We start from the raw sequence: 19,560 nt of genomic DNA, 5'->3' as shown, positions 1-19,560 counted from the left end.
ATTTTTGGATTATTCAGTATTTTTAATTATGTAGTTCCAAATAGATTACCACTAATCACTTATACCCAAATCAAAAATCTATTTTTAACGATGTACGTGATTTTCTATTAAAATGGATCTAGAATTCTAATTTGAGTTTAAAGAAATTTTCTATTTTATGTACCATTGAAAAATAGTTGTCTCTATCGTAAGTCCTGAAATAATGATCATCTCTTACCCATTTCAAATGATGCTCATTACATTAATAAAGAGCATGCTTTTATCATAACATGCTCTTACCATTCTATCATTGGGATTATAGTCTAACCTTAACCTCAGTCCCGTCCTGAGCTTTGACATCGACTAGCACAAGTCCTTTATAATTTTGTAGTTCCTTGATAATCGGCTTTAGCATTTCTTTGTCGATGAGGGGAAAGGTAAAGTCTATTTTCTTTTTATCGAAGTATGCCTTTGTCCACTTATTGGCTTGTTGCTGAATCCATTTAGAAGTTAAAATGGAGAGGACAATGGTTAGCACAGTATAGGGAACAGGGACGGTAAAGCGAACGTCTTTTGCTTTCACTTTTACATGCATCATTCGTCGCCTCTACTCAATGAAGACTGCAACGGAATCTCCGTTTGCTGATTTTATATCTACAATTTGTCCATCTAGTTCATTTTCAATTGCTTCAAGAAGAAGATTGATGTCGATATCTTTTACGTATTTTTCAGATTGCGGAATACTTGCAGCGATGCTGTGTCCTGCCATCAATACGGCTTTGACAAGTTTAATTGGTAAATTTACCGTGACATTATCATTTTCGGTGGATACAACACGGACCTTTAACGTTTTATCTAAATACTTTGTTTTTTCCACAAATTTATTCTCTGATTCTTCTTTCTGTTGTAGCACTTGAATCAGCTCTGATCCTTTATCCGCATCAATTTTGCCCTCTTGAATCATCGTTAACACTTTTGTAATTTCCTCTTTCATGGTCGTTCCTCCCTATTCGTCTTTTAAGAGCTTTATGGCTTCATCTGTTGTGATTTCGCCATTTTCAAGCATGCTTACAATTTTTTTCTCATCTACTTCATTTTTCTTCTTTTGAGCATAGCCAAGGGATGAAATAATATCATTTAGCTTGCCTCGAACTGTTGGATACGAAACCCCCAGTTCCTTTTCAACCTCCTTAATATTTCCTCGGCAGGTTAAAAATACTTCCACAAAATGAAGCTGATCCTGTGATAAGGATGCTAGCTTCGACAATTCAAACTCATTTTCAATGGTCGTGTGACAATGAGAACACTGTAACTTCGTAATTTTCAATGTTTTACTGCAGACAGGACAATTTGTGATTACTTGATAAGCCATAGTGAACTCCTTCCTTTAAGTTAAGCTGATTATATAACAAAGAAATTAAAGATGTAAATAATAAAATTAATAATTTTGATTAAAAAATCAATAAAGTTAATATCATAATTAATTTCATTGATTTTTGTTTCTGTATTGCTTTAAAAATTAAGAAAACGCCATTTTTAATTTCTCAAAATGGCGTTTCTGTTTAATTGGGTCTATCCTTCTTTTTTCTTTCCCGCGGGTGTGATGGCAAAATTGCATTGTATAACGCTTGTGAAGCGGGGTGCTGATATGTCCCATCCTTGCCTATCTCCTCCACTAGCTGACCATGCTGCATCACAAGGATGCGATCTGACATAAAACGTGTGGCCTGTAAATCATGTGAAATGAATAGATAAGCAAGCTGTAGCTCTTTTTGAAGTCTTTGCAGTAGCTCTATAATCGTCTTTTGCAAAATCATATCAAGACTACTAATGGCCTCATCTAAAACAATCAGTTTCGGCTTTAATGCAAGAGCTCTAGCAATGTTGACTCGTTGCTGCTGTCCCCCACTTAACTGTGAGGGATAGTTTTGAGCCATTGCCCACTCTAACTCTACATAGTCTAGTAATTCTCTTACTTTCTGTTGTCGCTCTGCTTTGCTAAAATGCTCGAAATTCAAAAACGGTTCTTCGAGTATTTCGAAAATCGTCTGTTTTGGATTAAATGAATGATAACTATTTTGAAAAACAGCCTGTAAATTTCTTCGTATCATTTTTTTCTCTTTGCTGGGTGCTTCGTATAAATTGACACCTTGAAAGATCAGCTCTCCGTTTGTTGGTCGTTCAATCCCTAAAATAATGCGCCCTAATGTGCTTTTTCCAGAACCACTTTGACCGACGATGCCAAGACATTCTCCTTCCTGAAGTGAAAATGTCACATTCTCTAATACAGGGGCTTCCTGTCCTCGTTTGAATAGAAATGGTCTTTGCGCATAGTATTTCTCAATATTTTTTACTTCTAGTAGCGTCATTTTATCACCTCATAGCATTCTCGCTTGTAAAAGTTTCTTGGTATAGGGATGCTGAGGCGCATCAAAAAAATCAAAAACATTTGCTTGCTCAACGATTTCTCCTTGATACATCACAGCCACATCGTCCGCAAGCTCAGCAATGACACCTAAATCATGCGTGACAAGGAGTATGGTAGCATCTGTTTCTGAGCGAATTTGATTAAATAGTGTTAATACTTGTTTCTGATTGATGGTATCCAGAGCAGTCGTAGGCTCGTCTGCGATGTAGAGGGAGGCCTGTATCGCCATTGACAGAGCAATCATCACTCGCTGTAGCATGCCTCCACTTAACTGGAAAGGATAGTAGGACAAGAGCTGCTCTGGCTGAGGTAAATGAACTTTTTTCAAAGCATCAAGGGCGATCTGTCTCATTTCTTTTTTTGTAAGCTTAAAGTGTGCTTTTAATGTTTCTCGAAAATGACTTTCAATCGTTTGAATATGATCAAATGCAGCGGATGGGTTTTGCAAAATCATCGAAAGATGTCTGCCACGATAAGCTCTCCATTTAGCAGCTGAAACGTTTAATAAATTTTCTTGCAGATAGAGTACTTCCCCTTGGCTGACATGGGCAAAGGACGGTAATGTTTGCATGATGGCATGGCAAAGCATGGACTTGCCACTGCCACTTTCCCCGATAATTCCTAGGACTCGCCCTTTATAAGCTGTCAGGTTGATATAGGTTAATATATTTTTCTCCCCTATTTTGACTGTGAGGTCTATCACTTCTAAAACTTTCTCCATAACTTCCCCTTTCCTAGTCAAGCCTTTTTAAACGATTTGCTAATTGATTAAACAATAACACAACAAGGATGATGGCAAGTCCTGGATAAAGCATTAATTCAGGATGCTGTCTCATGTATTGCTTTCCTTCATTGATCATCATGCCCCATTCTGGGATCGGTGCCTGCACCCCAAGTCCGATAAACGAAAAGCCTGCAATTTCTAAAATCACCTTCCCGATATCTAATGCGACAATCGTGACAATAGATGGCAATAGATTGGGTATATAATGGCGTCTAATTAATTGGATACCTGTAGTGCCCGTTATCCTAGCAGCTTTAACAAAGTCTTTCTCATTGATGCCAATAAACAAACCTCGGATCATTCTTGCATAATAAATAAGCTGTGTGAAAATGAGCGCTATTAAAACATTTTTTAAGCTAGGACCTAATATACCTAACAGCCCAAATGCAAGTACGAGTGTCGGAAAGGCTAATAAAATATCACATAATCGAATAAAAAGAAAATCAATTAATCCTCTTTTCAACGCTACAAAAGCACCCAGTAGGATAGCTAAAACAATAGCGACTAGCTGAATGATGAGCGCTGCACCTAAAGAATAACGAATACCTAAAAGAAGGCGTGACAAGATACACCTTCCTAAATGATCTGTACCTAATGGATAGTCCCAAGACGGGACTGAAAATTTCTTAGCAATATCGACAGCAAAAGGGTCGTGTGGCATTAAAATTGGCGCAAACAGTCCTAATAAGCCAGTAATGACAAGGAGGAATAGACTGATTAATCCTGTTAAGTTGCCACTTTTTGTTCGTACAAATTTCATTTTTAATCTCTCCTACCCCTCATCATTAGATGAGGGTCCAATAAACGATGCAATATATCTGTACATAAATTGGCAAGCACATAGATAACCGCAATAATTAACACATAGCATTGTACAACTGGATAATCCCTGTTCATAATGGATTCTATTAAGTACCTGCCGAGTCCGGGCCAGCTAAAAACCTGCTCCACAATCACGGCTCCACCTAAAAGATTGCCAAGGGTCATGCCTAGCAAGGAAGTCAAGGGAATAGCGGCATTTCGCAAAACATGACGGATAAGAATCACGGAGCTTTTTAATCCTCTTAGCCGTGCATATTGAACATATTGCTGCTGTAATTCTTCTAGGATGGTTGAACGGATAAGCTGAACGAATAATCCAATTGTTGGTAACGCCAGTGCGAAGGCGGGTAAAACTAAATGAGCAGGTGTGCCCTTCCCGTTTGTCGGAAAGAGTCCTAATTTTAAGCTAAATAAATAGAGTAATAGGAAACCTAACCAAAAGGCTGGAATCGACACACTCAATATGCTAAAGAATCGTATGATTTTATCGATGATGGTGTGCTTATACAATGCGCTTATTACTCCGAATGGAATACTTAGCCCTAAAATGAGGATAAACGCAGCAATAGCTAATTCAATGGTTGCGGGTAATTTCACGAATAGTTCATGTGCCACAGGTAATTTACTAACAAAAGATGTTCCAAAATCTAGCTGGATTACGCCCTTTCCCCATAGCAAATATTGAAGAAAAAACGACTTGTCCGTTCCCAGTTCCTCACGTAATGCCTGAATGGCTTCCTCTGTTGGCGCAACCCTTGCCAAACGTAGTATGACTTCAGCAGGCTCTACAGGAACAAAACGAATAAATACAAAGGTTAGGATGGAAACGCCTAATAAGACAAAGGGCAATGTTAAAATTCTTTTTAAACAAAAGATCCATGTTGATTCATACATGCTGTCACTTCCTACTCAATCCTATGATAAAGAGAGAGCTGTCTCTGCTAGACACACTCTCTCCTCCACTTTTATTTTTCTTTAGCCATTTGTGCATAAGGTATATCATATTCAGATGCACGTGGTGCAAAATCCTTTAGAGATGGTTGATAAATCACATTATTTGTTTCGTAAGAAATAGGGTAAAAGAGTGCCTGGTCATGAAACATCGTTAAAATATTCGTGTAAAGCTGCACGCGTTCCTGTTCATCTGTTCCTACTAATAATTGGTGAATTTTCGTATCGATTTCTTTGGCGTTTGCTAGGCCTAATTTCGCCTCGTACACACCACTAGCATTTGGTGTAGCTGATTCATTTGCAAAGCTATGTGGATCTGTAGGTGGTCCATTGGTACGCCAGAAATTAATATCCACCTGGTCATCCATCAATTTTTGAAGACCGACCATTACATCTGCCCCTTCTAAATTCAACTGAACGCCAATTTTTGCGAGTTCACCTTGCATTAATTCTGCCATTGGTTTTTGAATCGCATCGGATGCAATGTAAATCAAATCTAAAGACAACAGCTGTCCGTTTTTTGAACGAATTTTTTCACCCTTAGGTAATAACCACCCTGCCTCATCTAGCAATTGTTGGGCTTTTTCTGGATTGTATACAATAGGTGCTAAATCTATATTGGCATAAGGAATCGCATCCCAGAACAATGTGTTCGCTACTTTTTCCGTACCATGTGTAATACTGTCGACCATTTGTTCCTTATTAATAGCATATTGAATGGCTTGACGTACCTTTAGCTCAGATAATGGACCAGATTGTGTATTGAATAGCAGTGCTTTCGTAGATAAAGGCTCAGAGGTAGCAGTTTTGTATTTGCCACTGTCTTTTAAATACGTATAGTTATCTAAACTAATAATGCCACGCCCATAAATTAAATCTAATTCTTCGTTTTCAAATGCTAATGAAATAGATTCTGAGTCAGGAATAATTTTTACTTTTATTTGTTCAACTAGTGGTTTTTCTCCCCAATAGTTTTCATTGCGACTAAATAATGCATATTCGTCCTTTTTGTATTCAGTTAATACCCAAGGGCCTGTTCCAATCGGTGCTTTGATAGAATCTTGCGTCATATCATCCTTTGGGAATCCTTTATCCCCTAAAAAACGGAAAGGTCTGACGAAGGCAAGTTCGTTTAAGACTGGATAATAAGGCTCATCCAATTGCAGACGAATTGTAAAATCATCTACTTTTACAACCTCTTTCATGTGGTTAACCATGCCCATCCAAGAATGCATGTCTCGATTCGCTAAAACGGCGTCAAAGTTACGAATGACATTATCTGCATTAAATGCAGTGCCGTCTGAATATTTCACGTCTTTTCTTAGATGGAAAGTATACGAAGTTTTATCCTCAGAGATGTCCCAGCTTTCGGCGAGCTTAGGCGTAACAGTACCATCATCATTGTATTCCACCAAGGATTCATAAACCATTGCTTGGGCAGTCATTTGATTCGGTAAATATGTATGAGGATTCAATGGACCGACATCTAATGGCCAACCAATCGTTATTATTTTTTCATCTGTTTGGTTTGCTGAGGTCTTTTCCTTTTCTTCATCCGTGCCTGTACAGCCAGCAAGTAAACTGAACGTCAGGACAAGCAGGAAAGGAAGTAAATACTTTGTCAATCTCATTTTCTGTCTCCTATCTCTATTCGTAGTACAAATACATCTACTTGTTGAAGAAGAGAAGGCATAAAAAAACCTTATTCTAAAAAAGAATAAGGACAGAAAAACCCACGATGAGCAAGTCTCCATCCATCTCCCTATCTTTCGTAGATCATCAATGAATCTTCTTACAAGCAGGCATTCTGGCTCATGAATCATCATTTTGTTTCACCTTCCCAAGTACTCACTCAGTGGTATTTGAAACAAAACTCCTCATTTACAGCTGCGGGACAGCATGGGATTTTCACCCATTTTCCTTTTAATTGAATGAAAGACGATTTCACTCAAACTTGTAATGATTGCTATGAAATTAGTAATAAACATAACATGCTCGCCTGTTCACGTCAATTTTACTTTCTGAAGATAATATATATATCGACGTAACATAAAAAGACTAGGGATTTACCCTAGTCTTCGTTATTGGAGAGTAGATGTAGTAGATTAAAAATCATTTCGTTAGCTTGATGTAGATTGCTGTACAGCTTGACGCAACGTTTTAGTAGCAGCAACCATATTCGCTAAAGCTGCAACGGTTTCATCTTCTTTTCTCGTTTTTAAGCCACAATCTGGATTCACCCAGAATTGATAACGGTCCAGCACCTGTAGACTATCTTTCATAATAGCGAGCATTTCATCCTCGCTTGGTACACGAGGGCTATGAATATCATAGACGCCTAAGCCAATTCCTTTTTTATAGGGCTGTACTTGTAGTGAGGTAATAAGTTCCCCATGACTTCGTGATGTTTCTATGGAAATCACATCTGCATCTAGTGCGCTAATTGGTTCGATGAAATCATTAAACTCGCAGTAACACATATGTGTATGGATTTGTGTTTCATCTTTGACACTAGATGTCGCAAGCTTAAAGGAATTGACAGCCCACTCTAAGTAAGCCCCCCATTCCTCCTTTCTAAGCGGTAAACCTTCTCTTAACGCTGGCTCGTCCACTTGAATAATTGATATACCTGCGTTTTCTAGTGCTTCCACCTCTTTACGGAGTGCTAATGCAATTTGATAAGCGACATCTTTACGGGACAAATCATCTCGCACAAAGGACCAATTTAATATTGTTACTGGCCCTGTCAGCATGCCTTTTACAAATCGCTTCGTTAGGCTTTGGGCATAGGCGGATTCTTTTACGGTAATTGGTGAAGCCCATGCAACATCTCCATAAATGATCGGAGGCTTCACACAGCGTGATCCATATGAAACAACCCACGCTTTCTCTGTAAAGGCAAAGCCAGTCAGCTTTTCACCGAAATATTCGACCATATCTGTACGCTCAAATTCACCATGAACAAGTACATCGATATCTAATTCCTCTTGTATGGAGATCCAGCGCTTTGTTTCGTCTTCTAAAAATGTTTCATAGGCTTCATTCGATAATTGTTTCTTTCGCCACGCATTACGATTTCTTTTCACTTCATCTGATTGCGGGAAGCTACCGATTGTAGTTGTTGGAAACAGCGGTAATCCTAAGGCTTGTTGTTGGATCATTTGTCGCTTCGTAAAATTACTGTGTCGTTCAAAATCTTGCTTTGTCACAGTTTGAACGGCTTGATGAATTAACTTATTTTGGCGGATTGGATGATTTTTTAGAGCCTCAATCGCCTTCATACTTTCTGAAAAATTATGTTGTAAGGAACCATCTTTATCTCGTCTATATTTAGTCAGCCCCGTGATTTCTACGATTTTCTCATCTGCGAAGGCCAGAGACTGCTTTAAAACAGGGTCAAGTTCATTTTCAAGAGAGGTTGTGATTGGAACGTGCTGTAGGTTACTTGATGGTTGAATCCATAGTTCAGCAGCATGACTTAGCTGTTCAATGGCTTGAATTGTCGCATTGACCTCCGCCAGGTTTGAACGCCAAATATCACGGCCATTCACTACCCCTATTCCTAATACTTTATCCTGCGGGAAACCAAATTGACGAAGTGACGCCATATTTCCTTTATAGCCATGAACAAAGTCCAAACCGAATCCTTGAACAGGCAATGTACTTAATGCTTCATAGGCACTTAAAGCTTCGAAATAAGTCTGTAGCATTATTTTAGCCTCAGGAACGGCAGTGGCTAACTGGTCATACATTTCTTTCACCAGCTTTATCTCTGCTGGATCAAGTGTTAAGACGAGGGATGGCTCTTCTAGCTGAATCCAAGTGGCACCTGCATCCACTAATTCTTTTAATACCTGCGTATAGAGTGGTAATAAAGCTAATAAGTACTCAACCTGTGTTAATTTGTTGTAGCCTTTCGTTAACTTATAAAATGTATAGGGACCAATTAGTGTCGGCTTCGCAATGATACCGAAAGTTTCCTTCGCCTCTAAAAAGTCGGCTAACACTTTATTTTCTGTTAGTTGTAAGGCTTGTCCCTCATACTCTGGAACAATGTAGTGATAATTTGTATTAAACCATTTTGTCATTTCACTAGCTACGGCTGTTTTGTCTCCTCTTGCTACACTGAAGTAGGTATGAAAATCGACTTTACCACCTTGCCAGTTAAAGCGCTTTGGAACTAAACCAAACATCAAAGCTGTATCTAACATTCTATCGTAAAACGTAAAGTCGCCAACTGTCACCATATCGATTCCAAGTTGCAGCTGCTTGTTTATTCTTGATAAACGGATTTTCTTTAATTTTTCCTCAAAGTCCTCCTCAGAAAGTTCATTGCGCCAAAATGCTTCTAGTGCTTTTTTCCATTCGCGTTCCTCTCCTATATAGGGATAACCGATCAATGTACTTGTATAGTTCATGTTTTTAAGCTCCTTTTTTAGAAAAAATAAAAAGCCATTCTCCTATTAGGAAAATGGCTGCATGTTAAAATTAATAATGCTAAAACAATACGAAAAAATATCTACTTTCGCATAAACGTTATCGCACAGTGCCTATTTGGTCACTTTTCACCACCTATTTCCACGTAGGGATTTGGTGTGTACTAGAAATTGGCAGGTCTCCTGGCTTTCCATCAACACGCCTCACAGCCTTCCCAGTTTCCCCAGTGGCATTTGTGATTTGCTCCGAATTACAGTTGCGGGACAGCGTCGGATTTGCACCGACTTCCCTTTTAAGCCAAACTTTCATTTGGCACCAAGTCTTACACAATATTCAATTATGCTCCTACTATAGCACATATTTCAGAATAGTAGAAATTATTTTTCAACTATTATATAAATTATTTCTATAAATATTATAGGAATTATTGTATAGTACTAAATGAAAATAAGGTTACATTGTATTCTGTAAAAAAATTTGTTACTATAAAAAGACAATTATGAGAGGACTGATGAATGGACAATGAAGAACTAAACTATATTTTTATTTGAATTGAATGATTTCAAACACAAAATATAGGGTTAGTCTATCCATTTTTAACTATCAGTTTGCATTTTATTTGTCATGACACAAATGGCAAATCGCATTTATTCAGAGAAAGACTAATCCTTCCAATGTACAATTGGAGGGTTTTTTTCTTGCTTTCATAGTTGATTTTGTACCTTTCATTTACCCATAAAGGAGAGGAAAAATATGAGCGATTCAGAAACTATTGTAACGCATGTAACACTCCGTATAAGTCGTTAATATCCATCTGCTTATACGGAGAAATGAACCATAGATGGATAGACCGACTTTGTATGAAAAGTAAACTGTTGCAATACAAAGGAGGAATTATCATGTCCATGATACAAGTACAAAACCTAACTTTTTCTTATCCAAGCAGCTTTGACAATATTTTTGAGAATGTCAACTTTCAAATCGATACGGATTGGAAACTTGGATTTATCGGTAGAAACGGACGAGGTAAAACAACATTCTTTCAGTTGTTATTAGGAAATTATGAGTATAGCGGAAAAATCATCTCTTCTGTAGACTTCACTTATTTCCCCTATCCAGTTTCTGATCCAAATAAATATACCCATGAAATATTTGAGGAAATTTGTCCTCAGGCAGAAGATTGGGAATGTCTACGTGAAATAGCTTACCTACATGTAGATGCGGAGGTCATGTATCGTCCTTTTAAAACATTATCCAATGGCGAACAAACAAAGGTGCTGCTTGCTGCGTTGTTTTTGACAGAGGGTCAATTTTTATTAATTGATGAACCAACCAATCACCTAGACACGGATGCAAGAAAGACGGTTTCCGATTATCTTCGCAGGAAAAAAGGATTTATTTTAATTTCACATGACAGAAGCTTTTTAGATGGCTGTGTTGACCATATCCTATCGATTAATAGAGCCAATATTGACGTTCAAAGTGGAAATTATTCTTCTTGGAAGTTAAATTTTGATCGTCAGCAGGAACACGAAGAAGTAACCAATCAACGACTGCAAAAAGATATCGACCGATTAAAACAATCCTCAAAGCGTTCGTCAGGTTGGTCTAATCAAGTGGAAGCCTCCAAAAACGGCACAACCAATTCAGGTTCCAAACTGGACAAAGGCTTTGTTGGACATAAAGCAGCCAAGATGATGAAACGAGCGAAGAACCTGGAATCCAGACAACAAAGAGCTATTGAGGAAAAATCAAAACTACTAAAAAATGTTGAAAAAACCGAGTCATTGAAAGTAGAGCCATTGGCATATCCATCAAAAGAAATGGTTGTTGTCACGGATGTATCGATTCGGTACGATGACCATATCGTGAATAAGCCTATTAGCTTCAAAGTGGCACAAGGGGATCGAGTTGTTTTAGATGGCAAAAATGGAAGCGGAAAAAGTAGTATGTTAAAACTTATTCTAGGTAAGCCCATCCAACATACAGGCTCGATAAAGTTAGCTTCAGGTCTAGTCATTTCCTATGTTCAGCAGGATACATCCCATTTAAAGGGATTGCTCTCGGAATTTATTGAAGAGCATGGTATTGATGAGACGTTATTTAAATCAATCCTGCGCAAGATGGATTTTGAGCGTATTCAATTTGAGAAGGATATCTCTCATTATTCTGGTGGGCAAAAGAAAAAGCTGCTGATTGCTAAAAGCTTGTGTGAGAAGGCTCATTTATATATTTGGGATGAACCACTCAATTTTATTGATATCTATTCACGCATGCAGATTGAAGAGCTCATAAAAAGCTCTCATCTCACAATGGTGATTGTTGAGCATGATCAGGCATTTCAACAAACTGTAGCAACGAAAACGATAGCGATGTCATAAAGAGAAGAATCCATTTATGGATTCTTCCTTTTTAATGATATTGAAACCAATGGATCCATTTAGAATTTGTCTCTTTTACGATATATAGCTCACCTAGTGATGCACTTTGCGCTGGCAGTAATCTTGGAAACCTTAATCGAACAAACCAGGAGTGATTAGCCACATTTTCTCCACAGAAGTTCACCGCCATTTTATAGTAATTCTCCTCCATGCCAGTTAATATGGGCATGGGCTTTATCACCTCAATTTGCCACTCCTGATAATCAGGGCTTGAGCCATATACTTTTGGAATGATGTCAGCTAATGCTTGACTAAGCTCGACTTTGTCTTTCACCGTTGTTTTCATCAATACATCTGGATTTGGACATTTTAAGCCTTCAGGTTCTGACCCCGAAGTAGCTGTTGGAAATAACAAAAGCATACATAAAAAGGGCAGTATTATTTTTCCCATTGTTCAATTCCCTTTCTTTAAAAATGCTCGATAATTTGCTGTGATTGGTGCACTCTATAAAGTATCATCCTGCAGAAAGGTCACTATTCCATGAAAAAATTTGCTTATGTTTTAATGTTTATCTTCACTATGTTCATTCTGCCATGTAAGATTTATGCGCAAAGTGAACAAGCTGATGAGCAACTAATCAGGGACACATTCATTACAATCCTTAATCCATTTATTGAAAAGGAAATTGATCATTACTATGGCTATCCTAAGCAGTATGGCTTGTATGATGTGAAAATTTTAAAAATTGTCAAAGAAAGTCAGTTTAGCTTTAAAGTTAGCGTGGAAGTTACGACCTTTGAGCATGCGCATTCCCCACCCTACAGTAAGGAAATCATTACGTTTGAAGTCAGTCCAACTGGTGTCATCACACTTCGCTATATACATGAGGCAGATGATGTAGAAAAGGCAATAAACGCATTCTATAGGGCAACACTGTTAGATATACAGCAGAGTTTTAAGCTGGACTTAGCATCTTATACTTCCTACCGATACGATCAATTGCAATATCAAGCTGAAATTAATAATGATATGAAATCCCTTGCTATGATTGCAGAGGAAATAGTGACCAATATTTTATTTCCTGAGCGAAAGATTCCCTACAAAAATGTCATAGACCCTGTCACTTTTATCAAGGGTAATATAGGTTATATGCTCTTTAAAAGGGCGGATGGTACAAATGTAAGCTATCAGCTGCAAAAGAAAGACGGCACATGGATCGTAACAGATAAAACAAGTAAGCCAGGTAGGAAAATGGAGGATCTGTTACCGTGGTATATATAGAAAAATGAAGCCAACTGATTCCATCAGTTAGGCTTCATTCTTTAAGAGCGTTTGCATCATACTTTTTATAATTCCCATGTGAAAATTTTCATGGTTCATATGAAAGACAACCATATCGCCTAATGTTTTCATACCTAAAAAAGTTTCTTTAAGCGGTTCATGTAGATGTCCTGCACAAGCTTGTTCAATAAGAATTGGTTGTTCCTCTAGGAGCATAATTATTTGATCCATTGTTGGCGGTTGCTCAGTCCAGTCATCTGGTTTACTGCCACTAGGAAACATTACATGATAGGATAGGGGCAAATGCCTTTCTTGTGTGACAGCTTGAAAAACGGTATGATCCCAACCAACTAATAGATGACCAGCATTCCAACGAATATTGTTATGATGTCCAGCGGGTATCTGATCAGCAATATTCTCAGGGATCGTACGTAGAAATTCAACAGTCCAATTACGCCACATTTTCATTTGCATAAATAATTGCGCTTCGTTCATATACTAGCTCCCTTTCTACACGTTTTCAGTATTCTATATCCTAGATTAAATTAATTTATAGTAAATTACGGTTGCTTCTAATTCTCCATCTGGTGAAATAGTATATTGCGGAATTTTCCCTACTTCTTGATAATCTAATGATTTATATAATTTATTAGAAGGATCCCCTTCTCTCGTATCTAAAACTAACAAGGAGCGGTTTTCTTGTTTTGCTCTTTCCTCTGCTTGTTGCATCAGCGCTCGTCCAATACCGTTGCGTCTAAAGTTGGGGTGTGTCATTAACTTGCAAATTTCAGCACGATGAATGCCATTTGGTTTGCTAGTTAAATGCATTTGAATACTACCTGCAATTTCATTATTTATTTTCGCAATGAACAGTAAGACATCTGACGCTAAGACAGATTGCCAATATTTTATCGCTTGTTCTTGTGTGAGTGGAGGTAAAAAACCTACGGATGCTCCTTCATCTACGACCATAATCAATAATTCAGTAAGCTTCTCCAAATCTTGCTCAATATGGTGAAGCTCAATTATTTCAATCTTTTGCATGCCGAAAGCATCTCCTTTTTATAAAATTATTACCTACTATTAAAACAGAAATTACTTTTCCGAAATCGTTTCTAAACGTTGAGTAAGAACTCGTTGTATTTTCTATAAAATTTTTCTGGCACAGCGAGATCAATTTCAGCTAATTTTGCCTCTATAGATTCAAAGAATTTTATACATTCTTGTTTCCTATTTTGTTGAATTAAGAATTCTAACAATTGAAACATATACTGTTCATTGTATTCGTCTAGCTCTAAAAGCTTTTGTAGGCAATTATACTTTAATAAAGTGTGGGCAACGTCTGTACGTGCAATATACTGTTCAAGCACATGTAATACAGATTGCTTTAAGCGGAGCCTGATTTGATTAACCCATAAATACTCCTCATCTATTAAAAAATCACCCTCATAGCAATTCAATAACTGCTGAATGGATTTCTCATCATGTTGATCCTGCTCCAATAGTTGATTCAGCTCATCATAATCAGTTTGAATTTCCGCATTTAATTTATAGTGATTATTGACCAAGAGTATAGGATCTTGAATACCATTGTCCTTTAATATCTTTCTTAAATGATAAATAGTTGTATGTAAATTACTAGCTGCCTTTTCAAAGTTCAAATCTGGCCACAATTCCTCTAAAAGAACTGCATTTAACATAGGCCGTTTTTGGTGAAATAGTAAATATAAAAATAGTTCACGTACTTTTCTTGTTCGCCACTTAATCACATTATGTTGAACATCCAGTAGATAAAAGCTGCCTAATGTATGCGCATATAATGAGTTTTTCTTCTCATCCCTCGGCGCCACCGTCACGACCATTTTTTTCTGTGCTTTTGTTAACGCATTAATCAGTCGTTTTTCCTGTACTGGCTTTAATAAATAATCTGTTGCCTCAACTTCAAAAGCCTCCACGGCAAATTGTGTATGAGCTGTAACAAAAATGATTTGTAAGGATGGTTGCTTGTGTAGGAGATGCTTTGCAAGTTGCATACCGTGTGTGTCAATCATTTCAATATCTAAAAACACTAAATCAATTATTTCTTTTTCAAGAAACTGGAGGGCCTCAGTTGGATTTGTAAATGTTCCCTTAATGTTAATCTGAAATTGGGCAAGTTGTTTAACCATAATAGATAAAACATCAATGGCCAATTTTTCATCATCAACGATCATTATATTCATGTGACACCACCCTCTGGTAATAAAATGACAATTGTTGTTCCCTTTCCTTCTTCGCTGTAAATTCGTAAACTAGCATTTTTTATTAATTTAAATTTTTTTAATGGATTCATAAAGCCAATTCTTGTACTTTCTTCATTTAGCAATTGGTGCAATTTTTCTTCTGAAATTCCTACACCATTATCATAGATTTTAATTCTTACAAATTGTCCCTCTCTCTGTAGGCTTAATTCTATGGTCCCTCCCTCTACTTTCTTAGAGATCCCATGGAACACTGCGTTTTCAATTAAAGGTTGAATGGACAATGCAGGGATTCCTAAATGTATCGATTCGTCAATATCATATTTAATACGTAAACGATCTCCAAAGCGCATTTTTTCAATTGATAAATAGGCTTTTACAAGCTCCATCTCCTCATCAATGGGGACAATGCTATTTCGATAATGAACATTCAGTTTTGCACGGAAATAAGTGGCTAAACAATAAAGAGCTTCACGTGTGTTTTCCATATCTGTATAACTTAAACCAATAATCGTATTAAGTGTGTTATATACAAAATGTGGTGTGACCTGTGAATATAAATAGTTCATTTCTACTTCGATTGCATCGATTGATGATTGTCGAACAGCCAATAAAGATTCAATACGAATAAAAAGTTCATCGGTAGAAATCGGCTTTTGTAGATAATCATTCGCCCCTACTTTTAACGTTTGCAGTAAGTCAGATTGCTTCATAACTGTAGTTAAGATAATTATTGGTAGTTCCAGCATATCATATTGTTTACGTACACGTTTACATAACTCATAACCCGACATGCCATTCATCATTAGGTCGATTAACATACAATCTACATGATTGGTTTTAATATAATCGATCGCATCAAAGCCGTTATCTAAGGCGATCACTGTATATCCCTTTAAACTTAGTGCTTCCGTTAAAGTTTTTATATTGACATGGTTGTCATCTACCACCAGTATTTTTTTATCACTTCCTTTATAAATAAGGGGCAGTCGAAGCTGTATTTCTGTATCTGTATGTGATGTAATGGTAGCTTGTTCATTACTTACGTTTTCTAGTGTTGAGAGGGGCATTGTAAATGTAAATGTTGTCCCTTCCCCTACAGTGCTTGTCACATAAATGTTACCATTTAATTTTTCAACAATATTTTTAGTAATACTTAGTCCCAAACCTAGCCCTTCTTTATTATGATGATTGTTTCCTTGATAAAAGGCGTTAAAAATACGATCTAATTCTTGTGTCGGAATTCCACAGCCTGTATCACTTACTTGGATGACCATCTGCTCCTGTTCAACATGCGCAGTGACTATGATTGTTCCATTTTGTGTGAATTTAATTGCGTTATGCAGCAAGTTATATAAAATTTGTTTAAAGCGTAATTCATCCGTGTAGATCTTTGGCAAATCTAAGTTTATCTCTGCTGTTACCCTTACCTGACTATTTTTGGGCATAAGACTACGAATTTCGGCTACTACCTCATGTATAACAGATAGAGATACACTGCGTAGACTAATCCTTACTTCCCCTGTCATTTGATTAGAAGAAAACAATAAATCTTCTACTAAATGACCTATGCGCTGTGTAACGCTGTGAATTAGAATAACTTGCTCCTGTTGAGATCGTTTTAATGGTCCTTGAGCACCTTCCATTAAGGATCTGGATATATTTAATATTCCGTTTAGGGGGGCACGGAGTTCATGCGAAGTTTTCAGAAGAAATTCATTCTTCATTTGATTATGTTCAAGCAATTCCTCTGACAATGCTGCTATTTTTAAAACAGCTTGATTGGCACGATAATTTAATAATGAGGCAAAGCCAAATAATATTAGTAAAAATAACATGAATTCTGTATAGTCAAAAGGCATCCCAAATAAAAAGTTACAAATGAGTAAAATAGAATAACAACTAATCGCTGTAATAACTATTAGCACATAACGCACAGCCTCTAAACGTTTTAGCATGACCTTTATAAGCAACCATATATTATAGAAAATAACTGGAGCCGTGACACTGATATAGATTATTTTTCTCATAATCATTTCAAATTCTGAGGAGGCCCTTTCATTTTTTGTAAAGGGATTATAGATACCGTACATAACAAACACGATACCAAGTAATATGGCAAGCGTGTATAAAATTTTTCTTTCTAATAATTGTGGATACATCGCATTTATAAAAAATGTTAAAGCAAGCAATGCGAGTGGAATGATTCCTAATTGCAGACGTATTTGATTGACCGTCGATAGATCAGTAAATAACAGAAAAAACACTTTTTGATTGATAAACGACATATAAAATCCTAATGAAATAGTAAAAAGACCAAAGAATAACTCTTCCTTACGCTTGCGATTCTGTAAAAATGTAAAGACATAGATCGCACCAACTATAATATGACCTATACTCACTACTATATCTAAAAAAACTTTCCAGTGATAATGCTTTTGAATAGCCTTCATTGTACCAAATTCAATAGGATAAACAATTCCAGCCTGAGGATAATTGTAATTTGCAACATGGATGACAACGTCTAGTCTTTTATTGACACTAGGAGAAAAAACGGTATATTTATCATCATTTTCAGATGCATATGCGCTTAAAACAGTACTTGGATTTCCTTTAGCCCCCACCTCAACGCCATTAATAAATACACGACTAGCTTGACGAATCGTTCGAATATATAGGCCGTAAACTCCATCTGATGGTACCTCTATGTTGACGTGATAGGTTCCCACCGAAAGCCCCTCTTCATTTGGCTCTACATATGCTTGCCAATTAAAGGGTACATTTAAATTCAGTTTTTTATGTTGATAGCTATCAAAATTTTCCCCCAAAGAAATTAATACATTTGGATAAAAGGCCCATTCTCCTTCTAGCTTTACAAGCTTTAATAATTGCTCTTCCTCTAATTTTCCTACACCTTTATGTATAATTTTTGGCTGATTAGTGGAGAAATAATGCCAATTACCAATAAAAAAAACAATCACAAAAAGCATGATTATACTTACAATAATTATGATATTTTTTTTCATTTTCGTGCCCCCAAAGATCGATCATTTATGATGTATCTTTACATCATATTGCTCACTGTTTTTACAATCAACCCCTTTTGAGATAGTAGCATACTGTGTTTGAACAAAATCTAAACAAGCAATAATAATACCTTTCTTGATGTTTTGTTTGTTGTTATTTTAAAAAAATGATTGTGAGCGGATTAAAAATTTTTATTAGCCTCTGGAAACATGTGAAGTGAATTGTTTTCAATAAATTACTATTGTCTAAATAGACTTTCCACATTATTGAAGGGAAATATTAATCATTAAAATTTTTCTAAAAAAATGTTATTATCAGAAAGGATTTTGATTGATGGAGGATTTTGATGAAGGTTGATTTTGAAGAGTTATTAAATGGTGTTTTTTCATCTTTACAAACTATTGATGGAGTAAAATCCGTGAATTCCATTCTTGAAGTACTAAAGGATCGAATTATTTTCCCTGAGATTACCACTTTAATATTGAACACTAGGTTTGAACTGGTTTATTTATTTAACGAGCAGAAAGTAGTGTTTAAAACATTAAAAGAAGTATTGATTGATTCAAATTATATAGAAGAAATTAATTTAATCAATCAACATTGTCATTCAATTGAAAGTATTCTAAATGACTTTGTTCACACAGATACATTTAAAAATTATTCTTTAAGTCTCCTTTCCTTTAAATATAAAGAGAAAATTCCGAATAGTTAATATTGTGATGGTGAAAACGTCCTAAAAATGGAGCGTGGCAAGTGCTTTTTCTCCAAACTCCATTTTCCAGACGCTAGACCTAGTATTTCTGTTGATATAAAATGGTTTGGGCAATTCCGATAAAATATTCGGATTCTACAATGATATGATTTAATACAACTTTAGCTGTAGGATTTGCGTTTATCGGTTGACTTTCTTGCATAAGCGTTCGGCAAAACTGGATAAATTGATCACTCTGTTGCAAACAGAAGGAAGTAAGCTGTAAAATATCCTGAAACAGAGCTGGAGAAACTTGTCCCTAGGAACGATTGACGGTTTCTATATATCTCACAACTTGCTGATGTGTTTGAGCGAAAGCTTTTTCCCATTCCTTTAACGCATCGACATATTGCTGCTCCAAATCTTTCACAAGCTCTCTTATTACTACTGTATGCTCCTCTTCTTGATGTTTCCAAAATTCAGCTTCATCTAATACACGTAATGGCATTTGATGGCCATAGTAAAATTGCATAAAAAT

General features: G+C 36.5%; 17 protein-coding genes, 1 pseudogene and 2 riboswitches. Of the genes and pseudogenes, 3 read left to right on the top strand and 15 right to left on the bottom strand.

Translation table 11 applies throughout. The features are described 5' to 3' along the window. Nucleotides 1-295 precede the first annotated feature (295 nt). From LBYS11_RS11280 to metE, 9 genes are all read right to left on the bottom strand, one after another. Nucleotides 296-577 (bottom strand): hypothetical protein, encoded by a 282-nt coding sequence (locus LBYS11_RS11280; RefSeq protein ID WP_048392756.1) that lies wholly within the window; start codon nucleotides 575-577, stop codon nucleotides 296-298. A 9-nt stretch (nucleotides 578-586) separates the two neighbouring features. Then, the gene (locus tag LBYS11_RS11275) at nucleotides 587-973 is read right to left on the bottom strand and encodes an SHOCT-like domain-containing protein (RefSeq protein ID WP_016991732.1); all 387 of its coding nucleotides are present in this window, start codon (nucleotides 971-973) and stop codon (nucleotides 587-589) included. Nucleotides 974-985: 12 nt separating this feature from the next. After that, on the bottom strand, nucleotides 986-1,351 hold the full coding sequence (locus LBYS11_RS11270) for a DUF2089 domain-containing protein (RefSeq protein ID WP_004229931.1): 366 nt from the start codon (nucleotides 1,349-1,351) through the stop codon (nucleotides 986-988). A gap of 190 nt (nucleotides 1,352-1,541) precedes the next feature. Further along, on the bottom strand, nucleotides 1,542-2,348 hold the full coding sequence (locus tag LBYS11_RS11265; RefSeq protein ID WP_054550166.1) for an ABC transporter ATP-binding protein: 807 nt from the start codon (nucleotides 2,346-2,348) through the stop codon (nucleotides 1,542-1,544). A gap of 9 nt (nucleotides 2,349-2,357) precedes the next feature. Next, nucleotides 2,358-3,128, bottom strand: coding sequence for an ABC transporter ATP-binding protein (locus tag LBYS11_RS11260; RefSeq protein ID WP_054550165.1), 771 nt, complete (start codon nucleotides 3,126-3,128; stop codon nucleotides 2,358-2,360). Between the two features lie 13 nt (nucleotides 3,129-3,141). Further along, nucleotides 3,142-3,951 carry an ABC transporter permease subunit gene (locus LBYS11_RS11255; protein WP_054550164.1) on the bottom strand — a complete coding sequence of 270 codons (810 nt, stop codon included), beginning with the start codon at nucleotides 3,949-3,951 and terminating at the stop codon, nucleotides 3,142-3,144. Nucleotides 3,952-3,953: 2 nt separating this feature from the next. Continuing rightward, the gene (gene nikB / locus LBYS11_RS11250) at nucleotides 3,954-4,907 is read right to left on the bottom strand and encodes a nickel ABC transporter permease (protein ID WP_081011018.1); all 954 of its coding nucleotides are present in this window, start codon (nucleotides 4,905-4,907) and stop codon (nucleotides 3,954-3,956) included. Nucleotides 4,908-4,978: 71 nt separating this feature from the next. Then, on the bottom strand, nucleotides 4,979-6,595 hold the full coding sequence (gene nikA / locus LBYS11_RS11245; RefSeq protein ID WP_233732737.1) for a nickel ABC transporter substrate-binding protein: 1,617 nt from the start codon (nucleotides 6,593-6,595) through the stop codon (nucleotides 4,979-4,981). Nucleotides 6,596-6,743: 148 nt separating this feature from the next. Then, nucleotides 6,744-6,937, bottom strand: a riboswitch (cobalamin riboswitch). Nucleotides 6,938-7,084: 147 nt separating this feature from the next. Further along, nucleotides 7,085-9,382 (bottom strand): 5-methyltetrahydropteroyltriglutamate--homocysteine S-methyltransferase, encoded by a 2,298-nt coding sequence (metE, locus tag LBYS11_RS11240; protein ID WP_054550163.1) that lies wholly within the window; start codon nucleotides 9,380-9,382, stop codon nucleotides 7,085-7,087. A 173-nt stretch (nucleotides 9,383-9,555) separates the two neighbouring features. Continuing rightward, nucleotides 9,556-9,736: riboswitch (cobalamin riboswitch) on the bottom strand. Between the two features lie 564 nt (nucleotides 9,737-10,300). Between metE and LBYS11_RS11235 the strand changes: the two genes are divergently transcribed. Beyond that, the gene (locus LBYS11_RS11235; RefSeq protein WP_054550161.1) at nucleotides 10,301-11,782 is read left to right on the top strand and encodes an Lsa family ABC-F type ribosomal protection protein; all 1,482 of its coding nucleotides are present in this window, start codon (nucleotides 10,301-10,303) and stop codon (nucleotides 11,780-11,782) included. A 31-nt stretch (nucleotides 11,783-11,813) separates the two neighbouring features. Here LBYS11_RS11235 and LBYS11_RS11230 read toward each other — a convergent pair whose 3' ends face one another. After that, nucleotides 11,814-12,203, bottom strand: a complete 390-nt coding sequence (locus LBYS11_RS11230; RefSeq protein ID WP_233732734.1) for a hypothetical protein — start codon at nucleotides 12,201-12,203, stop codon at nucleotides 11,814-11,816. A gap of 120 nt (nucleotides 12,204-12,323) precedes the next feature. Between LBYS11_RS11230 and LBYS11_RS11225 the strand changes: the two genes are divergently transcribed. After that, nucleotides 12,324-13,064 (top strand): DUF3888 domain-containing protein, encoded by a 741-nt coding sequence (locus LBYS11_RS11225; RefSeq protein ID WP_004229938.1) that lies wholly within the window; start codon nucleotides 12,324-12,326, stop codon nucleotides 13,062-13,064. Nucleotides 13,065-13,091: 27 nt separating this feature from the next. On the opposite strand, the gene LBYS11_RS11220 is transcribed toward LBYS11_RS11225, so the two are convergent. The 4 genes from LBYS11_RS11220 to LBYS11_RS11205 all read right to left on the bottom strand — a co-directional run bounded on the left by LBYS11_RS11220 (nucleotide 13,092) and on the right by LBYS11_RS11205 (nucleotide 18,330). After that, nucleotides 13,092-13,559, bottom strand: a complete 468-nt coding sequence (locus tag LBYS11_RS11220; RefSeq protein ID WP_103118138.1) for a DinB family protein — start codon at nucleotides 13,557-13,559, stop codon at nucleotides 13,092-13,094. Nucleotides 13,560-13,604: 45 nt separating this feature from the next. After that, nucleotides 13,605-14,108 (bottom strand): GNAT family N-acetyltransferase, encoded by a 504-nt coding sequence (locus LBYS11_RS11215; RefSeq protein WP_066036749.1) that lies wholly within the window; start codon nucleotides 14,106-14,108, stop codon nucleotides 13,605-13,607. Between the two features lie 71 nt (nucleotides 14,109-14,179). Next, complete coding sequence (locus LBYS11_RS11210; protein WP_103118137.1) at nucleotides 14,180-15,286, bottom strand: response regulator; 1,107 nt, start codon at nucleotides 15,284-15,286, stop codon at nucleotides 14,180-14,182. Continuing rightward, a complete protein-coding gene (locus tag LBYS11_RS11205) occupies nucleotides 15,283-18,330 on the bottom strand; it encodes a sensor histidine kinase (protein ID WP_103118136.1) in 3,048 nt (1,015 codons plus the stop codon). Before LBYS11_RS11205 ends, LBYS11_RS11210 begins: the two co-directional genes overlap by 4 nt. Before the next feature lie 347 nt (nucleotides 18,331-18,677). Here LBYS11_RS11205 and LBYS11_RS11200 point away from each other — a divergent pair, with 347 nt between their 5' ends. After that, on the top strand, nucleotides 18,678-19,043 hold the full coding sequence (locus LBYS11_RS11200; protein ID WP_066036752.1) for a hypothetical protein: 366 nt from the start codon (nucleotides 18,678-18,680) through the stop codon (nucleotides 19,041-19,043). A 79-nt stretch (nucleotides 19,044-19,122) separates the two neighbouring features. Here LBYS11_RS11200 and LBYS11_RS11195 read toward each other — a convergent pair. Further along, nucleotides 19,123-19,554: pseudogene (locus tag LBYS11_RS11195) on the bottom strand (DUF2935 domain-containing protein). Between the last annotated feature and the right edge of the window lie 6 nt (nucleotides 19,555-19,560).

This window comes from Lysinibacillus sp. YS11 (genome assembly GCF_002896375.1).
GTDB lineage: Bacteria > Bacillota > Bacilli > Bacillales_A > Planococcaceae > Lysinibacillus > Lysinibacillus capsici.
Note: the sequence above shows the minus strand (reverse complement) of the source record. Positions and strands in the feature narration are given on the sequence as shown.